The 17,411-nt window shown below is 52.1% G+C and carries 17 protein-coding genes; 12 read left to right on the top strand and 5 right to left on the bottom strand.

Going from position 1 to position 17,411, the window contains the following annotated elements:
• Positions 1-202 precede the first annotated feature (202 nt).
• A complete protein-coding gene (uspA, locus tag A7589_RS19670) occupies positions 203-637 on the bottom strand; it encodes a universal stress protein UspA (RefSeq protein ID WP_000323571.1) in 435 nt (144 codons plus the stop codon).
• 390 nt (positions 638-1,027) lie between these two features.
• On the opposite strand from uspA, the gene uspB reads away from it, so the two are divergent.
• Positions 1,028-1,363, top strand: coding sequence for a universal stress protein UspB (uspB, locus tag A7589_RS19665; protein ID WP_000626187.1), 336 nt, complete (start codon positions 1,028-1,030; stop codon positions 1,361-1,363).
• Between the two features lie 67 nt (positions 1,364-1,430).
• On the opposite strand, the gene pitA is transcribed toward uspB, so the two are convergent.
• Entirely contained in the window at positions 1,431-2,930 is a 1,500-nt protein-coding gene (gene pitA, locus A7589_RS19660) for an inorganic phosphate transporter PitA (protein ID WP_000902770.1), read from the bottom strand.
• 230 nt (positions 2,931-3,160) lie between these two features.
• Here pitA and A7589_RS19655 point away from each other — a divergent pair, with 230 nt between their 5' ends.
• Positions 3,161-4,360 (top strand): BaiN/RdsA family NAD(P)/FAD-dependent oxidoreductase, encoded by a 1,200-nt coding sequence (locus tag A7589_RS19655; RefSeq protein ID WP_000439174.1) that lies wholly within the window; start codon positions 3,161-3,163, stop codon positions 4,358-4,360.
• A gap of 67 nt (positions 4,361-4,427) precedes the next feature.
• On the opposite strand, the gene A7589_RS19650 is transcribed toward A7589_RS19655, so the two are convergent.
• The gene (locus tag A7589_RS19650; protein WP_021550040.1) at positions 4,428-5,315 is read right to left on the bottom strand and encodes a LysR substrate-binding domain-containing protein; all 888 of its coding nucleotides are present in this window, start codon (positions 5,313-5,315) and stop codon (positions 4,428-4,430) included.
• A gap of 133 nt (positions 5,316-5,448) precedes the next feature.
• On the opposite strand from A7589_RS19650, the gene A7589_RS19645 reads away from it, so the two are divergent.
• The 5 genes from A7589_RS19645 (at position 5,449) to A7589_RS19625 (ending at position 9,204) form a co-directional block, all read left to right on the top strand.
• Entirely contained in the window at positions 5,449-6,459 is a 1,011-nt protein-coding gene (locus tag A7589_RS19645; RefSeq protein ID WP_108188972.1) for an aldo/keto reductase, read from the top strand.
• A gap of 19 nt (positions 6,460-6,478) precedes the next feature.
• The gene (locus A7589_RS19640) at positions 6,479-7,276 is read left to right on the top strand and encodes an SDR family NAD(P)-dependent oxidoreductase (RefSeq protein ID WP_000762716.1); all 798 of its coding nucleotides are present in this window, start codon (positions 6,479-6,481) and stop codon (positions 7,274-7,276) included.
• Between the two features lie 25 nt (positions 7,277-7,301).
• Positions 7,302-7,718, top strand: a complete 417-nt coding sequence (locus tag A7589_RS19635; RefSeq protein WP_001140836.1) for an SRPBCC family protein — start codon at positions 7,302-7,304, stop codon at positions 7,716-7,718.
• Between the two features lie 157 nt (positions 7,719-7,875).
• Positions 7,876-8,088 (top strand): YdgH/BhsA/McbA family protein, encoded by a 213-nt coding sequence (locus A7589_RS19630; protein WP_000719878.1) that lies wholly within the window; start codon positions 7,876-7,878, stop codon positions 8,086-8,088.
• A gap of 18 nt (positions 8,089-8,106) precedes the next feature.
• Positions 8,107-9,204 (top strand): alkene reductase, encoded by a 1,098-nt coding sequence (locus A7589_RS19625; protein ID WP_000895475.1) that lies wholly within the window; start codon positions 8,107-8,109, stop codon positions 9,202-9,204.
• 104 nt (positions 9,205-9,308) lie between these two features.
• On the opposite strand, the gene A7589_RS19620 is transcribed toward A7589_RS19625, so the two are convergent.
• Positions 9,309-10,307, bottom strand: coding sequence for a permease (locus A7589_RS19620; protein ID WP_000464435.1), 999 nt, complete (start codon positions 10,305-10,307; stop codon positions 9,309-9,311).
• 105 nt (positions 10,308-10,412) lie between these two features.
• Between A7589_RS19620 and A7589_RS19615 the strand changes: the two genes are divergently transcribed.
• Positions 10,413-10,709, top strand: coding sequence for an ArsR/SmtB family transcription factor (locus A7589_RS19615; RefSeq protein ID WP_000418114.1), 297 nt, complete (start codon positions 10,413-10,415; stop codon positions 10,707-10,709).
• Between the two features lie 42 nt (positions 10,710-10,751).
• On the opposite strand, the gene A7589_RS19610 is transcribed toward A7589_RS19615, so the two are convergent.
• Complete coding sequence (locus A7589_RS19610) at positions 10,752-11,804, bottom strand: DUF2776 family protein (protein WP_105282516.1); 1,053 nt, start codon at positions 11,802-11,804, stop codon at positions 10,752-10,754.
• A gap of 495 nt (positions 11,805-12,299) precedes the next feature.
• Here A7589_RS19610 and A7589_RS23385 point away from each other — a divergent pair, with 495 nt between their 5' ends.
• The 4 genes from A7589_RS23385 (at position 12,300) to A7589_RS19595 (ending at position 17,399) form a co-directional block, all read left to right on the top strand.
• Positions 12,300-12,413, top strand: coding sequence for a hypothetical protein (locus A7589_RS23385; RefSeq protein ID WP_214678004.1), 114 nt, complete (start codon positions 12,300-12,302; stop codon positions 12,411-12,413).
• A 62-nt stretch (positions 12,414-12,475) separates the two neighbouring features.
• Positions 12,476-13,543 carry an HlyD family secretion protein gene (locus A7589_RS19605; protein WP_000357901.1) on the top strand — a complete coding sequence of 356 codons (1,068 nt, stop codon included), beginning with the start codon at positions 12,476-12,478 and terminating at the stop codon, positions 13,541-13,543.
• Positions 13,540-16,275, top strand: a complete 2,736-nt coding sequence (rbbA, locus tag A7589_RS19600; RefSeq protein WP_000221655.1) for a ribosome-associated ATPase/putative transporter RbbA — start codon at positions 13,540-13,542, stop codon at positions 16,273-16,275. The genes A7589_RS19605 and rbbA overlap by 4 nt, the downstream gene beginning before the upstream one ends.
• Positions 16,275-17,399 (top strand): ABC transporter permease, encoded by a 1,125-nt coding sequence (locus tag A7589_RS19595; RefSeq protein ID WP_010353892.1) that lies wholly within the window; start codon positions 16,275-16,277, stop codon positions 17,397-17,399. Before rbbA ends, A7589_RS19595 begins: the two co-directional genes overlap by 1 nt.
• Positions 17,400-17,411: the final 12 nt, after the last annotated feature.

Genomic DNA, 17,411 nt, shown 5'->3' with positions numbered 1-17,411 from the left:
AGTTGGCAGCATCACCCACTATTTCTACAGAAAATAACCAGCTAATCATGCTGGTTGTTTGAAGTAAGGTGGTTTTAGATTCTGATTTTTGAAGTGCTGAAAATTTGGATAGCTCTATGTATCTATGAGCCTGCAGGCCAGGAGTGCGCAAAAGCAGAACGCCCGCATAAGCGGGCGTCGGGAGCAAGTCGGGAGGGGATGATTATTCTTCTTCGTCGCGCAGCGGAACAATCAGCATATCAACGTGAACGGTGTTGATCAGTTGACGCGCGGAAGACATCAGTTTGCTCCAGAAGTCTTGGTGATGACCACAAACAACCAGATCCATATCGTATTTCTTGATTGCATCCACCAGAACCTGACCCAGATCGCCGCTGCCGCTTAGGGTTTCAGTGATTGGGTAACCTGCGTTGGTGGAGAGCTCGGTCAGCGCGTGATGAGTCTCTTCGGAGATGCGTTTCTGCATATCACCCAGATTCACATCAATAAGCCCGGTGTATAGGTCAGAGTAGTTTACATCTACGTGGATCAGAGAAACCTTCGCATTGTAGGGGCGAGCCATAGAGACTGCTTTCTCTACCAGAACTTTGCTTTCCGGGGAGAGATCGACCGCGATGAGAATGTGTTTATAAGCCATAGTGTTACTCCTTCCATAAAGTTGTCGATGACTGGCCAGCTAGCGTTTCTTGTGCCGTTACGTCACCCGCGTCCTGCGAACTACGTGCGCGGGGCTAACCCAGCCGTAAAGATTCAGTGTTAAGACCATCCTTACCTTATAGCGACCCGGATGATCCGTCAATCCGCCTTGCTTACCAATCAGATAATCAAATTTTCGAGATGAATATATTGATAGTGGTTAACCTTATGGAAAAAAAACAAGCTGATCTCCTACACTATCTATAGAGCCGCTCGGATGTGCGTCACGACAAAAGCGGTTTCTCCAGGACCTGGTGTTAACTGATTGGCAGCGTATCGGGAGCGGTAGCCCCGGAGTGGAACTCCGTGGGCCGGTCGCCGGGGAGGAGGTATGATAAGCACCGTCGCATTATTTTGGGCTTTATGTGTCGTTTGCATTGTTAACATGGCGCGCTATTTCTCATCACTACGCGCGTTGTTAGTGGTACTGCGTAATTGCGATCCATTGCTCTATCAATATGTAGATGGAGGGGGCTTTTTTACCTCACATGGCCAACCTAACAAACAGGTGCGTCTCGTTTGGTATATCTATGCTCAGAGGTATCGCGATCATCACGATGATGAATTTATTCGTCGCTGCGAGCGTGTGCGTCGGCAGTTTATTCTGACCAGCGCATTGTGTGGTCTGGTCGTGGTAAGCCTGATTGCATTGATGATCTGGCATTAAGTACCACAGCAATAACGCATAAAAAAAGCGGGTCAGAAAACTGACCCGCTCATTTTTATGCGTGCGATTACAGGAACTGCAAGGAGATCCAGTACAGCCCGCCGGAGAGCAGTATCGCAGCCGGGAGAGTAAACACCCACGCCATCAGAATGCTGGTTACTGTTTTACGCTGTAAGCCGCCACCATCAACAACCATCGTCCCCGCTACGGAAGAGGAGAGTACGTGAGTGGTGGAAACCGGCATCCCGGTATAACTCGCCAGGCCGATAGACACCGCAGCCGTCATCTGGGCAGACATCCCCTGAGCGTAGGTCATGCCTTTCTTACCGATTTTCTCACCGATAGTCGTTGCCACGCGACGCCAGCCAATCATCGTACCGATACCTAACGCCAGCGCGACCGCCATGATGATCCACACCGGAGCGTACTCGATGGTACTCAGCATATCGGACTTCAGTTTCTTCAATAGACGCTGATCATCTGCTGTGACGCCAGGCATTTTCACCACTTTGTCGATGGTGTCAGAAACGCACAGCATAATGCGGCGCATCTGGCTACGTTGGTCAAGCGACAGCTTGTCGTAGCTTTCCACATCGGTAGTCAACATGCCTTTCAGGCGGTTGAGCGCGTTAATGGTATTCGACGGATGGCAATGGAACTCCGCAGGTTGCGTTGCGCCAGCTTCCGGAGCCGGTACTAACTGATCAGCACCGGTAGCCTGTTTCAGCAGCGCAGGGTGTTGCTCAAAATAAGCTTCCACGTTGTTGATTGCATCACGGGTACGAGTGATTTCGTAGCCTGAGGCATTCATATTAACCACGAAGCCCGCTGGTGCGACGCCAATCAGCACCAGCATAACCAGACCAATGCCTTTCTGACCATCGTTCGCACCGTGAGAAAACGCCACGCCGACAGCGGAAAGGATCAGCGCGATACGCGTCCAGAACGGCGGCTTTTTCTTGCCGTCTTTCTTTTCACGCTCCGCTGGGGTCAGGTGGATACGGGCGCGTTTCTTAGTGCCGCTCCAGTAGCGACGCAGCAAGAAAATCAGACCGCCAGCAAACACCAGGCCGACAATAGGGGAAACGATCAGAGATGCGAAAATACTTAATACTTTCGGGATATTGAGTGCATCCACCACTGACGTACCGGTCATCAACGCATTGGTTAAACCAATACCGATGATTGCGCCAATCAGCGTATGGGAGCTGGATGCAGGCAAACCAAAGTACCAGGTACCCAGGTTCCAGATAATCGCCGCCAGCAACATAGAGAACACCATGGCGAGACCATGGGACGATCCCATATTAAGCAGCAAGTCTGTCGGTAGCATATGCACAATGGCATAGGCAACACTAAGACCACCCAGCAAAACACCCAGGAAGTTGAACACTGCCGCCATAACCACTGCGAGCTGAGAACGCATCGCGCGGGTATAGATGACAGTTGCCACAGCGTTGGCTGTGTCATGGAAACCATTAATGGCTTCGTAGAACAGCACAAAAGCCAGTGCAAGCAATAATAACAGCCCGGTATGCAAATCCAGGCCAGCAAACAAATGTAGCATAGGACGTTACGCCATTTTGAGGACATGAACGCGGCGCATTATCAGTGACTTTCGCGGCGCGGGCAAAGTGAAATATAGATTTTTTTGATTTGCCTCCTGTATGATTTTCACTCAAAAAATAATTATCTTATATAATTCAGGTAAATACTTCCCCTAAGTAATATTGATGCTGGTGCGACCACTGAGGAATCTTTACAATTCACGCCCGTTTTTTCTAAGAGGAGCGCAACGTGGAAAGGTTTGATGCCATTATTATAGGCGCTGGTGCGGCTGGTATGTTCTGTTCTGCGCTGGCAGGTCAGGCGGGACGCAGAGTTTTGCTGATTGATAATGGTAAAAAACCGGGGCGCAAAATCCTCATGTCTGGCGGTGGGCGCTGCAACTTTACCAACCTTTATGTCGAACCTGGCGCCTATCTGAGCCAGAATCCGCATTTTTGTAAGTCAGCTCTCGCCCGCTTTACCCAGTGGGATTTCATTGATCTGGTCAATAAACACGGCATCGCCTGGCACGAGAAAACGTTAGGACAACTCTTCTGTGATGACTCTGCACAGCAGATTGTCGACATGCTGGTGGATGAGTGTGAAAAGGGTAATGTGACCTTCCGATTGCGCAGCGAAGTGCTGAGTGTGGCAAAGGATGAAACGGGGTTTACGCTTGAACTGAACGGTATGACCGTCGGCTGCGATAAACTGATCATTGCCACCGGAGGTCTCTCGATGCCTGGTCTGGGCGCATCGCCGTTCGGTTATAAGATTGCCGAACAATTTGGCCTCAACGTGTTGCCAACCCGCGCTGGCCTGGTGCCATTCACCCTGCATAAACCGTTGCTGGAAGAGTTACAGGTGCTGGCGGGCGTGGCGGTGCCTTCGGTGATCACCGCTGAAAACGGCACCGTATTTCGCGAGAACTTACTCTTCACTCATCGTGGCTTGTCCGGTCCTGCGGTATTACAGATTTCCAGCTACTGGCAGCCGGGCGAATTTGTCAGCATCAATCTGCTACCGGATGTGGATCTCGAAACCTTCCTTAATGAGCAGCGTAACGTACATCCAAACCAGAGCCTGAAGAACACCCTAGCGGTTCATCTGCCGAAACGGTTGGTTGAACGGTTACAACAACTGGGGCAAATCCCGGATGTCTCGCTAAAACAGCTCAACGTGCGTGATCAACAGGCGCTGATTACCACATTAACCGAATGGCGTGTGCAGCCCAACGGCACCGAAGGCTATCGCACCGCCGAAGTGACGCTCGGCGGTGTGGACACCAACGAACTCTCTTCACGGACAATGGAAGCGCGCAAAGTGCCGGGGCTGTACTTCATTGGTGAAGTGATGGACGTCACCGGCTGGCTGGGGGGCTATAACTTCCAGTGGGCGTGGTCGAGCGCATGGGCTTGTGCGCAGGATTTGGCGGCTGTGAATAAATAATAAAAATTCGGCGCCGTTATCAACATCAAGGCCGGGAAGCGGGAACTAATGGTTCCCGCTTAACGTTTTATTCACCGCGCAGAATCTGGCGGAAATGGGAAACCAGCGGACGTTGGTTGGCTTTATGCCATGCTGCCCATAATTGCGTTGAATAATTCATCCACGGCAATTCACGTAATACCACCCCTTCCGGCGCATTATGACGCAGACTATGTTGAATTAAGGCCAGACCTAATCCCGCAGCGACCAGACCTAATGCCGTGAGTGGTTCACCCGCTTCCAGGCGAATATCAGGATTAAACCCGGCGTTAACACAGGCGGCGACAAAATGATCGCGAGAATGCGCATCGTCGTTATGAATCACCGCAATCCACTGCTGATCGCCAAGTTGCGATGCGACAAGGTTTTCCTCCTGCGCCAGAGGATGATTTTGCGGTAAGGCCAACAACATTCGATCATCCAGAACCTGAATATATTCCAGATCCTGCTCGCTGTCGGCGGGCGGCGTATCGACCAGAGAAAAATCGAGACTGCGCTGGCGCAGGCCTTCAATCTGGGTGGCTGGTGGTTGGCTGTAAAGTGCGATATGCACATTCGGACGCGATACACGTAACGTACGTAGCGCCGTAGAAAGCACACCGGAATGCATGGCGTTTTCAATATAGCCAATACACAAGCCACCATCTTCCCCCCGTCCCAGGCGTTTGCCTAACGACTCCAGGCGGTTGGCGTGTGTCAGCAACGAACGTGTTTCGGCAAGGAATGTCTGTCCATCAGCGGTCAGGCGAATGCGCTGCTGATTACGCTCAAACAGCATCAGTCCCAGCCGTTCTTCCAGTTGTGCAATCTGGCGGCTCAGCGGTGATTGCGAGATATGTAATCGCTCGGCTGCGCGTCCCACGTGCTCTTCTTCTGCGACCACCACGAAGTACTTCAGTTGGCGTAAATCAATCATGTTAGACCACAAAGGACTTAAGTCAGACGAATTATGTCCTATCAAGTCACAACCTCGCAAGGTAATGTGATCCACGTCACAGGGCGATAGCAAAAAAACGCCCGAACCCAAACCGAATAATTGAGGACATCTTATGAGTATCAAAAATTTACTTCCCGGCAAAATTGGTTTAGGCGGCGCACCGCTCGGCAACATGTTCCGTGCCATTCCGGAAGAAGAGGCCCACGCCACCGTGAGCGAAGCCTGGAACCTGGGCGTGCGTTACTTCGATACCGCGCCGCTGTACGGCTCTGGCCTTTCTGAAATCCGCATGGGTGAAGCGCTGTCTCAGTATCCACGCGATGAATACGTTCTGAGCAGCAAAGTCGGCCGCATCATGCTGGACGAAATGGAAGATCCGGCAAAACGTGATTTCGGTGAAAAAGGTGGCCTGTTCGAACACGGCCTGAAAAACAAAATTCTGAATGACTACTCTGCTGACGCCACGCTGCGCTCGATTGAAGACAGCCTGAAACGCCTGAAAACAGACCGTCTGGATATTGTCTGGATCCACGACCCGGCGCAGGACTTCTACGGTGACAGCTGGCTGGAGCAGTTCAACATTGCTCGTACCGGTGCGTTTCGTGCGCTGACACGTTTGCGTGACGAAGGTGTGATTAAAGCCTGGGGACTGGGTGTGAACCGCGTCGAACCTTGCGAACTGACGCTGGCGCTGGACGAACCGAAGCCAGATGCGTTCCTGCTGGCGGGGCGTTATTCCCTGCTTGATCACGAACGTGCGCTGCAACGCCTGATGCCAGAAGCACTGGAACAGAACGTGGATATCGTTGTCGGCGGTCCGTACAGCTCTGGCGTACTGGCAGGCGGCGAGCACTTTGAATATCAGAAAGCCTCTGCGGCCATCCAGCAGAAAGTGGCGCAAATTAACGCCATTGCCACACGTTTCAATGTGAACGTTAAAGCAGCTGCGCTGCAGTTTGCGCTGGCAAACCCGGCCGTTGCGGCGGTTATTCCTGGCTCCAGCCGTCCTGGCCGTATGGCAGAAGATCTGGCTGCACTGAATGCGCCTGTTCCGGCTGAATTCTGGGCAGAAATGCGCCGTCAAAATCTGGTTGCGGGAAACGCTCCGCTGCCGACCCGTTAATCAACCTGGTGAGAAAACGATGAAACTGGATCTGACAGGTAAAGTCGCGGTGGTCAGCGGCTCAACCTCCGGCATTGGGCAGGGTATCGCCGCCGGACTGGCAAAAGCAGGCGCAACGGTGGTTGTCGTCGGCCGTAAACAGAGCGGCGTTGATGACGCCATGGCTGCGATTGCGGCACAAACTCCCACAGCGTCACTGCGTGGCGTGGTGGCCGATCTCAGCACCGAAGACGGCGTGGCTGCGCTGATCGCTGCAGTCCCAACGGCTGATGTGCTGGTCAATAATCTGGGGATTTTCAACGATAAAGATTTCTTTAGCGTGCCGGATGATGAGTGGATGCACTTCTATAACGTCAACGTCCTCTCCGGCGTTCGTCTGGCGCGTCACTATGCGCCAGGCATGACGGAACAGGGCTGGGGGCGGATTATCTTTGTCTCGTCTGAATCCGGCGTGGCAATCCCTGGCGACATGATCAACTACGGCGTCACCAAAGCCGCGAATCTGGCGGTCTCTCATGGTCTGGCGAAACGACTGGCGGGGACCGGTGTGACCGTCAACGCCATTCTGCCAGGGCCAACCTTTACCGATGGCCTGAAAGAGATGCTGGCGGATGCCGCTGCACAGTCGGGACGCAGTGCGCGTGAACAGGCCGATGAGTTTGTTAAAACCTCGCGTCCGAGCTCCATCATCCAGCGTGCGGCGGATGTGGAAGAAGTGGCGAATCTGGCGGTTTATCTCGCGTCACCGCTTTCCTCGGCAACCACAGGGGCAGCCCTGCGCGTCGATGGCGGCGTCGTCGACACCCTGACTATGTAACCCTATAAATTAAGAGAAAATTATCATGGCTAAAACAACTGTATCGATCGAAATCCCGGCTTCTGCCGACGCCGTATGGCAATTGATAGGCGGCTTTGATGCGCTGCCAGACTGGCTGCCATTCATCCCGAAAAGTGTGGTGACAGAAGGTGGTCGCGTTCGTTCGCTGACAACCTCTGACGGTGGCACTGTGGTTGAACGTCTGGAAGCGTTTGATAACCGTCAACGCAGTTATACCTATTCCATTATTCAGGCACCGTTCCCGGTGGTGGATTACCTCTCCACCATTACCGTTCATGAAACCGCCGACAGCCAGGTTTCCCGTGTGGAATGGTTCGGTGAATTCACCCCGGTGAATGTGACGAACGAAGAGGCCGAGGCGCTGTTTACCGGCATCTATCAGGATGGTCTCAAGGCGCTGAAGGACAACTTTGTTGCCTGATGCGATCGACAGGCATCGGAATGTCCGGCGTCTGATTATTAACAAAAACAGAATAGTCTATTGTCATTTGTATCATTTATGTTATCAGACAGCAGGCGTATTCTCTCCCCATCGCGTTAATAAACGCCAAACAATTAAGACACACTGGAATATAAACATGAAAAAGATCATCGCAATTTTTACGGCTTCTCTTTTCTCTGTCGCGGCGTTTAACGCATCGGCGCAAAGCGTGACAGCAACCGGTACAACACTGGATTCTGCGGAAGCGGTTATTGCGCAGAAAGCGAAAGAGATGAACGCCTCCGAATACAAAATTACCAGCGCTCGCATGGGCAATACCGTCACCATGAGTGCCGAACTGTATAAATAATCGCGCGAGGAACCCATTATGTTATTTGCTAAATATGCGCTGAATGCGTTGCCATTAAAAAACCGTATTGTAATGCCACCGATGACGCGTTCCCGCGCCGGTGCGGGTGACGTTGCGACTGACATGATGGCGGACTATTACGCGCAGCGTGCCAGTGCTGGACTTATCATCAGCGAAGGTACGCAAATCAGCCAGCAGGGGCAGGGTTATGCCTGGACGCCGGGTATTTATTCTGAGGCGCAGATTGCTGGCTGGAAAAAAGTGACCGATGCGGTACATCACGCAGGTGGTAAAATTTTTGCTCAGCTGTGGCACGTCGGTCGCGTGTCTCATACCGTGCTGCAACCGAACGGCGCCGCACTGGTGTCCTCTTCGGCGATTCAGGCCGAAGGGGTAAAAGTGTTTGTCGATGTGGAAGGCCGTGGTCCGGAGAACGGCGTTGGCGAGATGGTTCAGCATGACATACCACGTGCACTGACGCTGGAAGAGATCCCGTCTATCGTTGATGACTATGCACAGGCGGCGCGTAATGCGATTGCCGCTGGCTTTGACGGTATTGAGTTGCACGGCGCGAACGGCTATCTCATTAACCAGTTCATTGACTCGCAGGCCAACCTGCGTGATGACGAATACGGCGGCTCGCTGCAAAATCGTCTGCGCTTTATGAAAGAGGTGGTGGAAGCTGTCTCTTCGGCGATTGGTAAAGAGCGTGTAGGAATTCGTCTCGCGCCGCTGACTACGCTGATGGGCTCCAGAGACGATACGCCGGAAGCGACCTACCTCGCGGCGGCAAGCGTACTGAACGAGCTGGGGATTGCCTATATCCATATTGCCGAAGCCGACTGGGAAGATGCGCCGGTGATGCCTGCGGCCTTTAAAGAAGCGCTGCGTATAATTTTCCACGGCACGCTGATTTACTCCGGTAAATACACCAAAGCGCGCGCCGAAGAGGCTCTGGCTAACGGCTGGGCGGATCTGATTGGTTTTGGTCGTCCGTTTATTGCCAACCCGGATCTTCCGCATCGTCTGGAAAACGATTTACCGCTGAATGCGCCCATCAAAGAGAAATTCTTTGGCGGCGGTAAAGATGGATATCTGGATTATCCGGTTCTCTGAATTTGTTTTTTGTCACATGTAGATATCGTTACATATCAATTTGTTGTGTTTTTAGTGACATTATTTTCATGTCAAATATTGAAACTTTTTTTAACGCTACAGCCTCAGAATAACGTCTGCGTTACATATCCCATGACCACTGCCATTCCTAAAATTACCATCAGAAAGGCAATAATCATCGGCGTGCGAAACATCGATTTCAGCAAAATAACTTCTGTTAAGCTGGCACCCGCGCTACCGATGATGAGTGCCATTACAGCTCCCATCCCCATGCCTTTGGTCATTAATACCGACGCGAGGGGAATTACGGCCTCTGCACGTATATAGAGCGGGATACCTATAACCGCGCTCAAGGGGATGGCCAGTGGATTATCCGTTCCGGCATGTGCTGCAATCCATTGCGCTGGAATAAAGCCGTAAATAAATGAGCCAATTAGTACCCCAATTAACAGATAGGGCAGCACTTCTTTAAATTGCAGCCATGCATCCTTTATTGCCTGATTCAGCAGGCTGGGGGGAGCCGTTTTGGCTGCACTACAGCAATTAACAGCAGGTTTTGCGGTACAGCAAGATGTGGTTTGCGGCGTAAACGTCGAGGAGCGCAAGTTAATAACGGGTTTATCGGACACCGGTTTGCAGCAGCTCGCGTTGCTCCCCTTCGCCGGTATGACGTATCGTTCGAAGCCAACAAAATCCAGTAACAAACTGGCGCTCAGCGAAACACCGCACGCAATAACGGCGTACAGCAACGTTACCTTCCAGCCAAATGTTGCCCACATTAGCCCGACGATAATCGGGTTGAGTAATGGTGATACAAACAAAAAGGTGAGCGTTGGGCCAAATCCCGCTTTTGCAGAAAGAAGACCGCGAAGCATGGGAATGGTTGAGCAACTGCAAAACGGAGTCACTGCACCTAACATTGCTGCCAGCAAATAACCGCGCCCTTTACGCGCACCCATCATTTTCTGGATCTTATGATCCGGGATTTTCTGACGGATTACGCTGACACCAGCACTGATAAGAAGAAAAAGTAACGATAGCTCTACGGCTAAGAACAGGAACATCCCGGCGGCGTCGCGCAGCCCTGGTAACCATTCAAACATTTTATATCCTCTATAAAACTATATTTCTAAAATTATCGAAATGATGAGCGATGAGCAAGATATTTCTGGTATCATCGAAATATCAATTAACCGGAGAAACTACTTATGGAACTGGAAGATGTCGCTAAGGCACTGAAAGAATTAGGTCATCCGACCCGTTTGTTTATTTTTCGTCATTTGGTCAAAGCGGGAGAGCGCGGGATGCCGGTAGGCGAGTTACAGAAGGAGCTTGCGATCCCCGCATCGACCTTAAGCCACCATATCTCGGCGCTGGTATCCGTTGGTCTGGTTAAGCAAAACCGCGAAAGTCGCACGTTGATGTGTGTCTCGCAATATGATGTTCTGGAAGGAATTATTAGTTTTCTGCGTGAAGAGTGCTGCGTGAATAACGGGAAGTATTAATATTCGCCGGGCTGTAGCATAACCACAACCCGGCGAGAGCCATTATTTTTTCGCAGAACCCGCTTCTAATATAGAAACAATTGAAAACAGCGTAAAACATACTGCACCCAAGCCCACCAGAACCCGCGAGGGAATAAAGTAAGCCATATCGATTTGCGCAATTTCAGCAAGGAACGCCGCGAGGAACAGGCAAAACAGACAGGTAAATACCGGTATCATTGGTATTCTGTTGGTTAATGAACAGGAGCGTCTCCAGACTAACGCCAGCAACCACACTTTGGAGAAAATACTGTAGCAGATCATTCCCAGACAAATGAGAATAATGCCGGGTGCCAGACGGGCGCTTGCATCTGAACTGATTAATACGTAGATACCCTGAATAACGGTAAGTGAGCCGAGCAAAATAACCCAATAACACCAGAGCCAATGTTCTTTCTCTGAGAATGTGTTCCGCGTTTGATGAACAATGGTGGCGACCAGACCAATAAGACAAGCGCAAATTGCCGTTAGCCCCAGGAGTACATGGCCTGCAACATAATGCGCTGTAATATCTGCACTACGCAAAAGCGTAACTGACCAGAGGAAACCAAAGAGAGTCAGAAGTAGTGGCACGGCAATTAAGCAATTACCAATAAACGAAGAATAAGCCTGAAGCGGAGTTCCATCGCTTTTACTACCTGCTGAGTTTTTCGGGATGAGCAGAAAATGCCCGGAAGATGCCGCGACGGTTGATACGCAGGCGGCAATCATCCCAACACCAAAAATAACGTGCCCGGCAACAAATTCATCCGCCATCACATTATCGCTTGCCAGCAGAGACCATCCCCAAATCATCGTTGCAACGGAACCTGCATAACCAATAATAGGAAATAGCGTGTTGTAGAATTTATTCACACCATGATTTAACTGAGAGATGATAATAAATGCAGTAGTGAACAACGCCAGGCATATTGCAGAAAGAGAAATTAAAACATGCCCTGCAACGAAATATTCACTTTGCCCAGAACCTGCTAATACAAAATCACCTAACGCGATGCATATTATACCCATTATCAAAGGGATTAATTTAAACAACCATCCGATATATATGTTCATCTCAATCTCCATATGCGTTTCCGCTAATGTCAGAAAGCGTGTAAGTAGTATTTTTAGTCAATTAAATATAACAATGAGATACCACTAATTGTAAAAAGTAACTTTACTATAACCGGATTTATTGTTCTGAGTATTGAATTTTATAGGCGAGTTAATGCTGGCAAATAAATATTTATCCTACAGCTAATTCTGAATTAATATCTTTTCCTTATTTTTCATCGTTGCTTAAAACGCTGCTTTTTCTCATCCACCCTCTTTTCGCAAAAATACCTTATTACCTTTCGTTAAGATATTTGTACACAAGAGAATAATAACGCTGTGTGATAGTCACCGTTCCTGTTAAGGATATTTTGGGTTAAAAACGTAATCGAAATGTAGAACATCGTGATGTATCACAAGCTGATTGTAATCAAATAGACAACATGAATATAACTGTTAGTATTTAATTGATTTCAATTATGAGTATGCGTGTTTCATTTACGGCCAGGAATGCTGATGATGACAACATTACTACCCGTTTTCACTAAGCCTTCCCCGTTGGCGCTCATCTTGCGGCGCCCTGGTCGTATATGCCGTTTCCTTCTCATCCCGGATGGAAAAATTCGCTGAACATCGTTCGGCGGCTGCTGTAACACGCGTCGTTTAATTACAGGGATTATGGCGGGTCGATTATGGATAAGATTAAGCGCCATCTGGCGTGGTGGGTTGTCGGGTTACTGGCGGTTGCGGCCGTCCTGGCGTGGTGGTTATTGCGTCCGGCAGGTGTACCGGAGGGGTTTGCCGTCAGTAATGGTCGCATTGAAGCGACGGAAGTGGATATCGCCAGTAAAATTGCCGGGCGTATCGACACCATTCTGGTGAAAGAGGGGCAGTTTGTCCGCGAAGGCGAAGTGCTGGCGAAGATGGACACTCGTGTGTTGCAGGAGCAGCGACTGGAAGCCATCGCGCAAATCAAAGAGGCGCAAAGTGCCGTTGCCGCCGCGCAGGCTTTGCTGGAACAGCGGCAAAGTGAAACTCGTGCCGCACAGTCGCTGGTTAATCAACGCCAGGCTGAACTGGACTCCGTAGCCAAACGTCATACGCGTTCCCGCTCGCTCGCCCATAGTGGGGCTATTTCTGCGCAACAACTGGATGATGACCGCGCCGCCGCTGAAAGCGCCCGTGCTGCGCTGGAATCGGCAAAAGCCCAGGTTTCGGCTTCTAAAGCCGCTATTGAAGCGGCACGTACCAATATCATTCAGGCACAAACTCGTGTAGAAGCTGCGCAAGCCACTGAACGGCGTATCGCTGCAGATATCGACGATAGTGAGCTAAAAGCCCCGCGCGATGGACGCGTGCAGTATCGGGTTGCTGAGCCAGGCGAAGTGCTGGCGGCAGGCGGTCGGGTGCTGAATATGGTCGATCTGAGCGACGTTTATATGACCTTCTTCCTGCCAACCGAACAGGCGGGCACACTGAAACTAGGCGGCGAAGCACGGCTTATCCTCGATGCCGCGCCAGATCTGCGTATTCCTGCGACCATCAGTTTTGTCGCCAGCGTCGCCCAGTTCACGCCAAAAACCGTCGAAACCAGCGATGAACGGCTGAAACTGATGTTCCGCGTCAAAGCGCGTATCCCACCGGAATTACTCCAGCAACATCTGGAATATGTCAAAACCGGTTTACCGGGCGTGGCGTGGGTGCGGGTGAACGAAGAACGTCCGTGGCCTGAAGACCTGGTGGTGAGGTTGCCGCAATGACGTATCTGGAACTGGTTCCCGTTCCGCCTGTCGCGCAACTGGCGGGCGTGAGCCAGCATTATGGAAAAACCGTTGCGCTGAACAATATCACTCTCGATATTCCGGCTCGCTGCATGGTTGGGCTGATTGGCCCGGACGGCGTCGGGAAGTCGAGTTTGTTATCGCTGATTTCCGGTGCCCGCGTCATTGAGCGGGGCAACGTGATGGTATTGGGCGGCGATATGCGCGACCCGAAGCATCGCCGCGACGTCTGCCCGCGCATCGCCTGGATGCCGCAAGGGCTGGGCAAAAACCTCTACCACACCTTGTCGGTGTATGAAAACGTTGATTTTTTCGCCCGCCTGTTTGGTCACGACAAAGCGGAGCGGGAAGTACGAATTAATGAGCTGCTGACCAGCACCGGGTTAGCACCGTTTCGCGATCGTCCGGCAGGGAAACTCTCCGGCGGGATGAAGCAAAAACTTGGGCTGTGCTGTGCGTTAATCCACGACCCGGAATTGTTGATTCTTGATGAGCCAACAACGGGGGTTGACCCGCTCTCTCGCGCTCAGTTCTGGGATCTCATCGACAGTATTCGCCAGCGGCAGAGCAATATGAGCGTGCTGGTCGCCACCGCCTATATGGAAGAGGCCGAACGCTTCGACTGGCTGGTGGCGATGAATGCCGGAGAAGTGCTGGCGACCGGTAGCGCCGAAGAACTGCGTCAGCAAACACAAAGCGCCACGCTGGAAGAAGCATTTATTAATCTGTTACCGCAAGCGCAACGCCAGGCGCATCAGGCGGTAGTGATCCCACCGTATCAACCTGAAAACGCAGAGATTGCCATCGAAGCGCGCGATCTGACCATGCGTTTTGGTTCTTTCGTTGCCGTTGATCACGTCAATTTCCGCATTCCACGCGGGGAGATTTTTGGCTTCCTCGGTTCGAACGGCTGCGGTAAATCCACCACCATGAAAATGCTTACCGGACTGCTGCCCGCCAGCGAAGGTGAGGCGTGGCTGTTTGGGCAACCTGTTGATCCAAAAGATATCGATACCCGTCGTCGGGTTGGCTATATGTCGCAGGCGTTTTCGCTCTATAACGAACTCACCGTGCGGCAAAACCTTGAATTACATGCTCGTTTGTTTCACATCCCTGAAGCGGAAATTCCCGCGCGAGTTGCTGAAATGAGCGAGCGTTTTAAGCTCAACGACGTCGAAGATGTGCTGCCTGAGTCATTGCCGCTCGGCATTCGTCAGCGGCTTTCACTGGCGGTAGCGGTGATTCATCGCCCGGAGATGTTAATCCTCGATGAGCCTACTTCTGGCGTCGATCCGGTGGCGAGGGATATGTTCTGGCAGTTGATGGTCGATCTCTCGCGCCAGGACAAAGTGACTATCTTCATCTCCACCCACTTTATGAATGAAGCGGAACGTTGCGACCGTATCTCACTGATGCACGCCGGAAAAGTGCTCGCCAGCGGTACACCGCAGGAACTGGTTGAGAAACGCGGAGCCGCCAGTCTGGAAGAGGCATTTATCGCCTGTTTGCAGGAAGCGGCAGGGCAGAGCAACGAAGCCGAAGCGCCGCCCGTGATACACGACACCACCCACGCCCCGCGTCAGGGATTTAGTCTGCGTCGTCTGTTCAGCTACAGCCGCCGTGAAGCACTGGAACTGCGCCGCGATCCGGTTCGTTCGACGCTGGCGCTGATGGGAACGGTGATCCTGATGCTGATAATGGGCTATGGCATCAGTATGGATGTGGAAAACCTGCGCTTTGCGGTGCTCGACCGCGACCAGACCGTCAGTAGCCAGGCGTGGACGCTCAATCTCTCCGGTTCCCGTTACTTTATCGAACAGCCGCCGCTCACCAGTTATGACGAGCTTGACCGCCGAATGCGTGCGGGCGATATCACGGTGGCGATTGAGATTCCACCCAATTTCGGGCGAGATATCGCGCGCGGTACACCCGTGGAACTCGGTGTCTGGATCGACGGTGCGATGCCCAGCCGTGCCGAAACGGTAAAAGGTTACGTGCAGGCGATGCACCAGAGCTGGCTACAGGATGTGGCGAGTCGGCAATCGACGCCCGCCAGCCAAAGCGGGCTGATGAATATTGAGACGCGCTACCGCTATAACCCGGATGTAAAAAGCCTGCCAGCGATTGTTCCGGCGGTGATCCCGCTGTTGCTGATGATGATCCCGTCAATGCTAAGCGCCCTTAGTGTGGTGCGGGAAAAAGAGTTGGGGTCGATTATCAACCTTTACGTGACCCCCACCACCCGCAGTGAATTTTTGCTTGGCAAACAGCTACCGTACATCGCGCTGGGGATGCTGAACTTTTTCCTGCTCTGCGCCCTGTCAGTGTTTGTGTTTGGCGTGCCGCATAAAGGCAGCTTCCTGACGCTCACCCTGGCGGCGCTGCTGTATATCATCATCGCCACCGGAATGGGGCTGCTGATCTCCACCTTTATGAAAAGCCAGATTGCCGCCATTTTCGGTACGGCGATTATCACGTTGATTCCGGCGACGCAGTTTTCCGGGATGATCGATCCGGTGGCATCGCTGGAAGGGCCGGGGCGTTGGATCGGCGAGGTTTACCCCACCAGTCATTTTCTGACTATCGCGCGCGGGACGTTTTCGAAGGCGCTGGATCTGACGGACTTATGGCAACTTTTTATCCCGTTGCTGATAGCCATACCGCTGGTGATGGGCTTAAGCATCCTGCTGCTGAAAAAACAGGAGGGATGATGCGCCATTTACGCAATATTTTTAATCTGGGTATCAAAGAGTTGCGCAGTCTGCTTGGTGATAAAGCGATGCTGACGCTGATTGTTTTCTCGTTTACGGTGTCGGTGTACTCGTCGGCAACCGTTACGCCAGGATCGTTGAATCTCGCACCGATCGCCATTGCCGATATGGATCAATCGCAGTTGTCGAACCGGATCGTTAACAGCTTCTACCGCCCGTGGTTTTTGCCGCCGGAGATGATCACCTCCGATGAGATGGATGCCGGACTGGACGCCGGGCGCTATACCTTTGCGGTAAATATTCCGCCTAATTTTCAGCGTGATGTCCTCGCCGGACGCCAGCCGGATATTCAGGTGAACGTCGATGCTACGCGCATGAGCCAGGCATTTACCGGCAACGGGTATATCCAGAATATTATCAACAGTGAAGTGAACAGCTTTGTCGCGCGCTACCGTGATAACAGCGAACCGTTGGTATCGTTGGAAACCCGGATGCGCTTTAACCCGAATCTCGATCCCGCGTGGTTTGGCGGGGTGATGGCGATCATCAACAACATTACCATGCTGGCGATTGTGCTGACCGGATCGGCGCTGATCCGCGAGCGTGAACACGGCACGGTGGAACACCTGCTGGTGATGCCGATAACGCCGTTTGAGATCATGATGGCGAAGGTCTGGTCGATGGGGCTGGTGGTGCTGGTTGTGTCGGGATTATCGCTGGTGCTGATGGTAAAAGGCGTGCTGGGCGTACCGATTGAAGGCTCGATCCCGCTGTTTATGCTGGGCGTGGCGCTCAGCCTGTTTGCTACCACGTCAATCGGTATTTTTATGGGGACGATAGCGCGCTCAATGCCGCAACTGGGGCTGCTGGTGATTCTGGTGCTGCTACCGCTACAAATGCTTTCCGGTGGCTCCACGCCGCGCGAAAGTATGCCGCAGATGGTGCAGGACATTATGCTGACCATGCCGACGACACACTTTGTTAGCCTCGCGCAAGCCATTCTCTACCGTGGTGCCGGATTCGAAATCGTCTGGCCGCAGTTCCTTACGCTAATGGCGATAGGCGGCGCGTTTTTCACCATCGCGCTGCTGCGATTCAGGAAGACGATTGGGACAATGGCGTAAGGAAGGGAAACT

The sequence above is a fragment of the Escherichia sp. MOD1-EC6475 genome, assembly GCF_003046645.1.
GTDB lineage: Bacteria > Pseudomonadota > Gammaproteobacteria > Enterobacterales > Enterobacteriaceae > Escherichia > Escherichia ruysiae.
The sequence above is the reverse complement of the archived record's forward strand: the minus strand, read 5'-3'. Positions and strand labels throughout refer to the sequence as shown.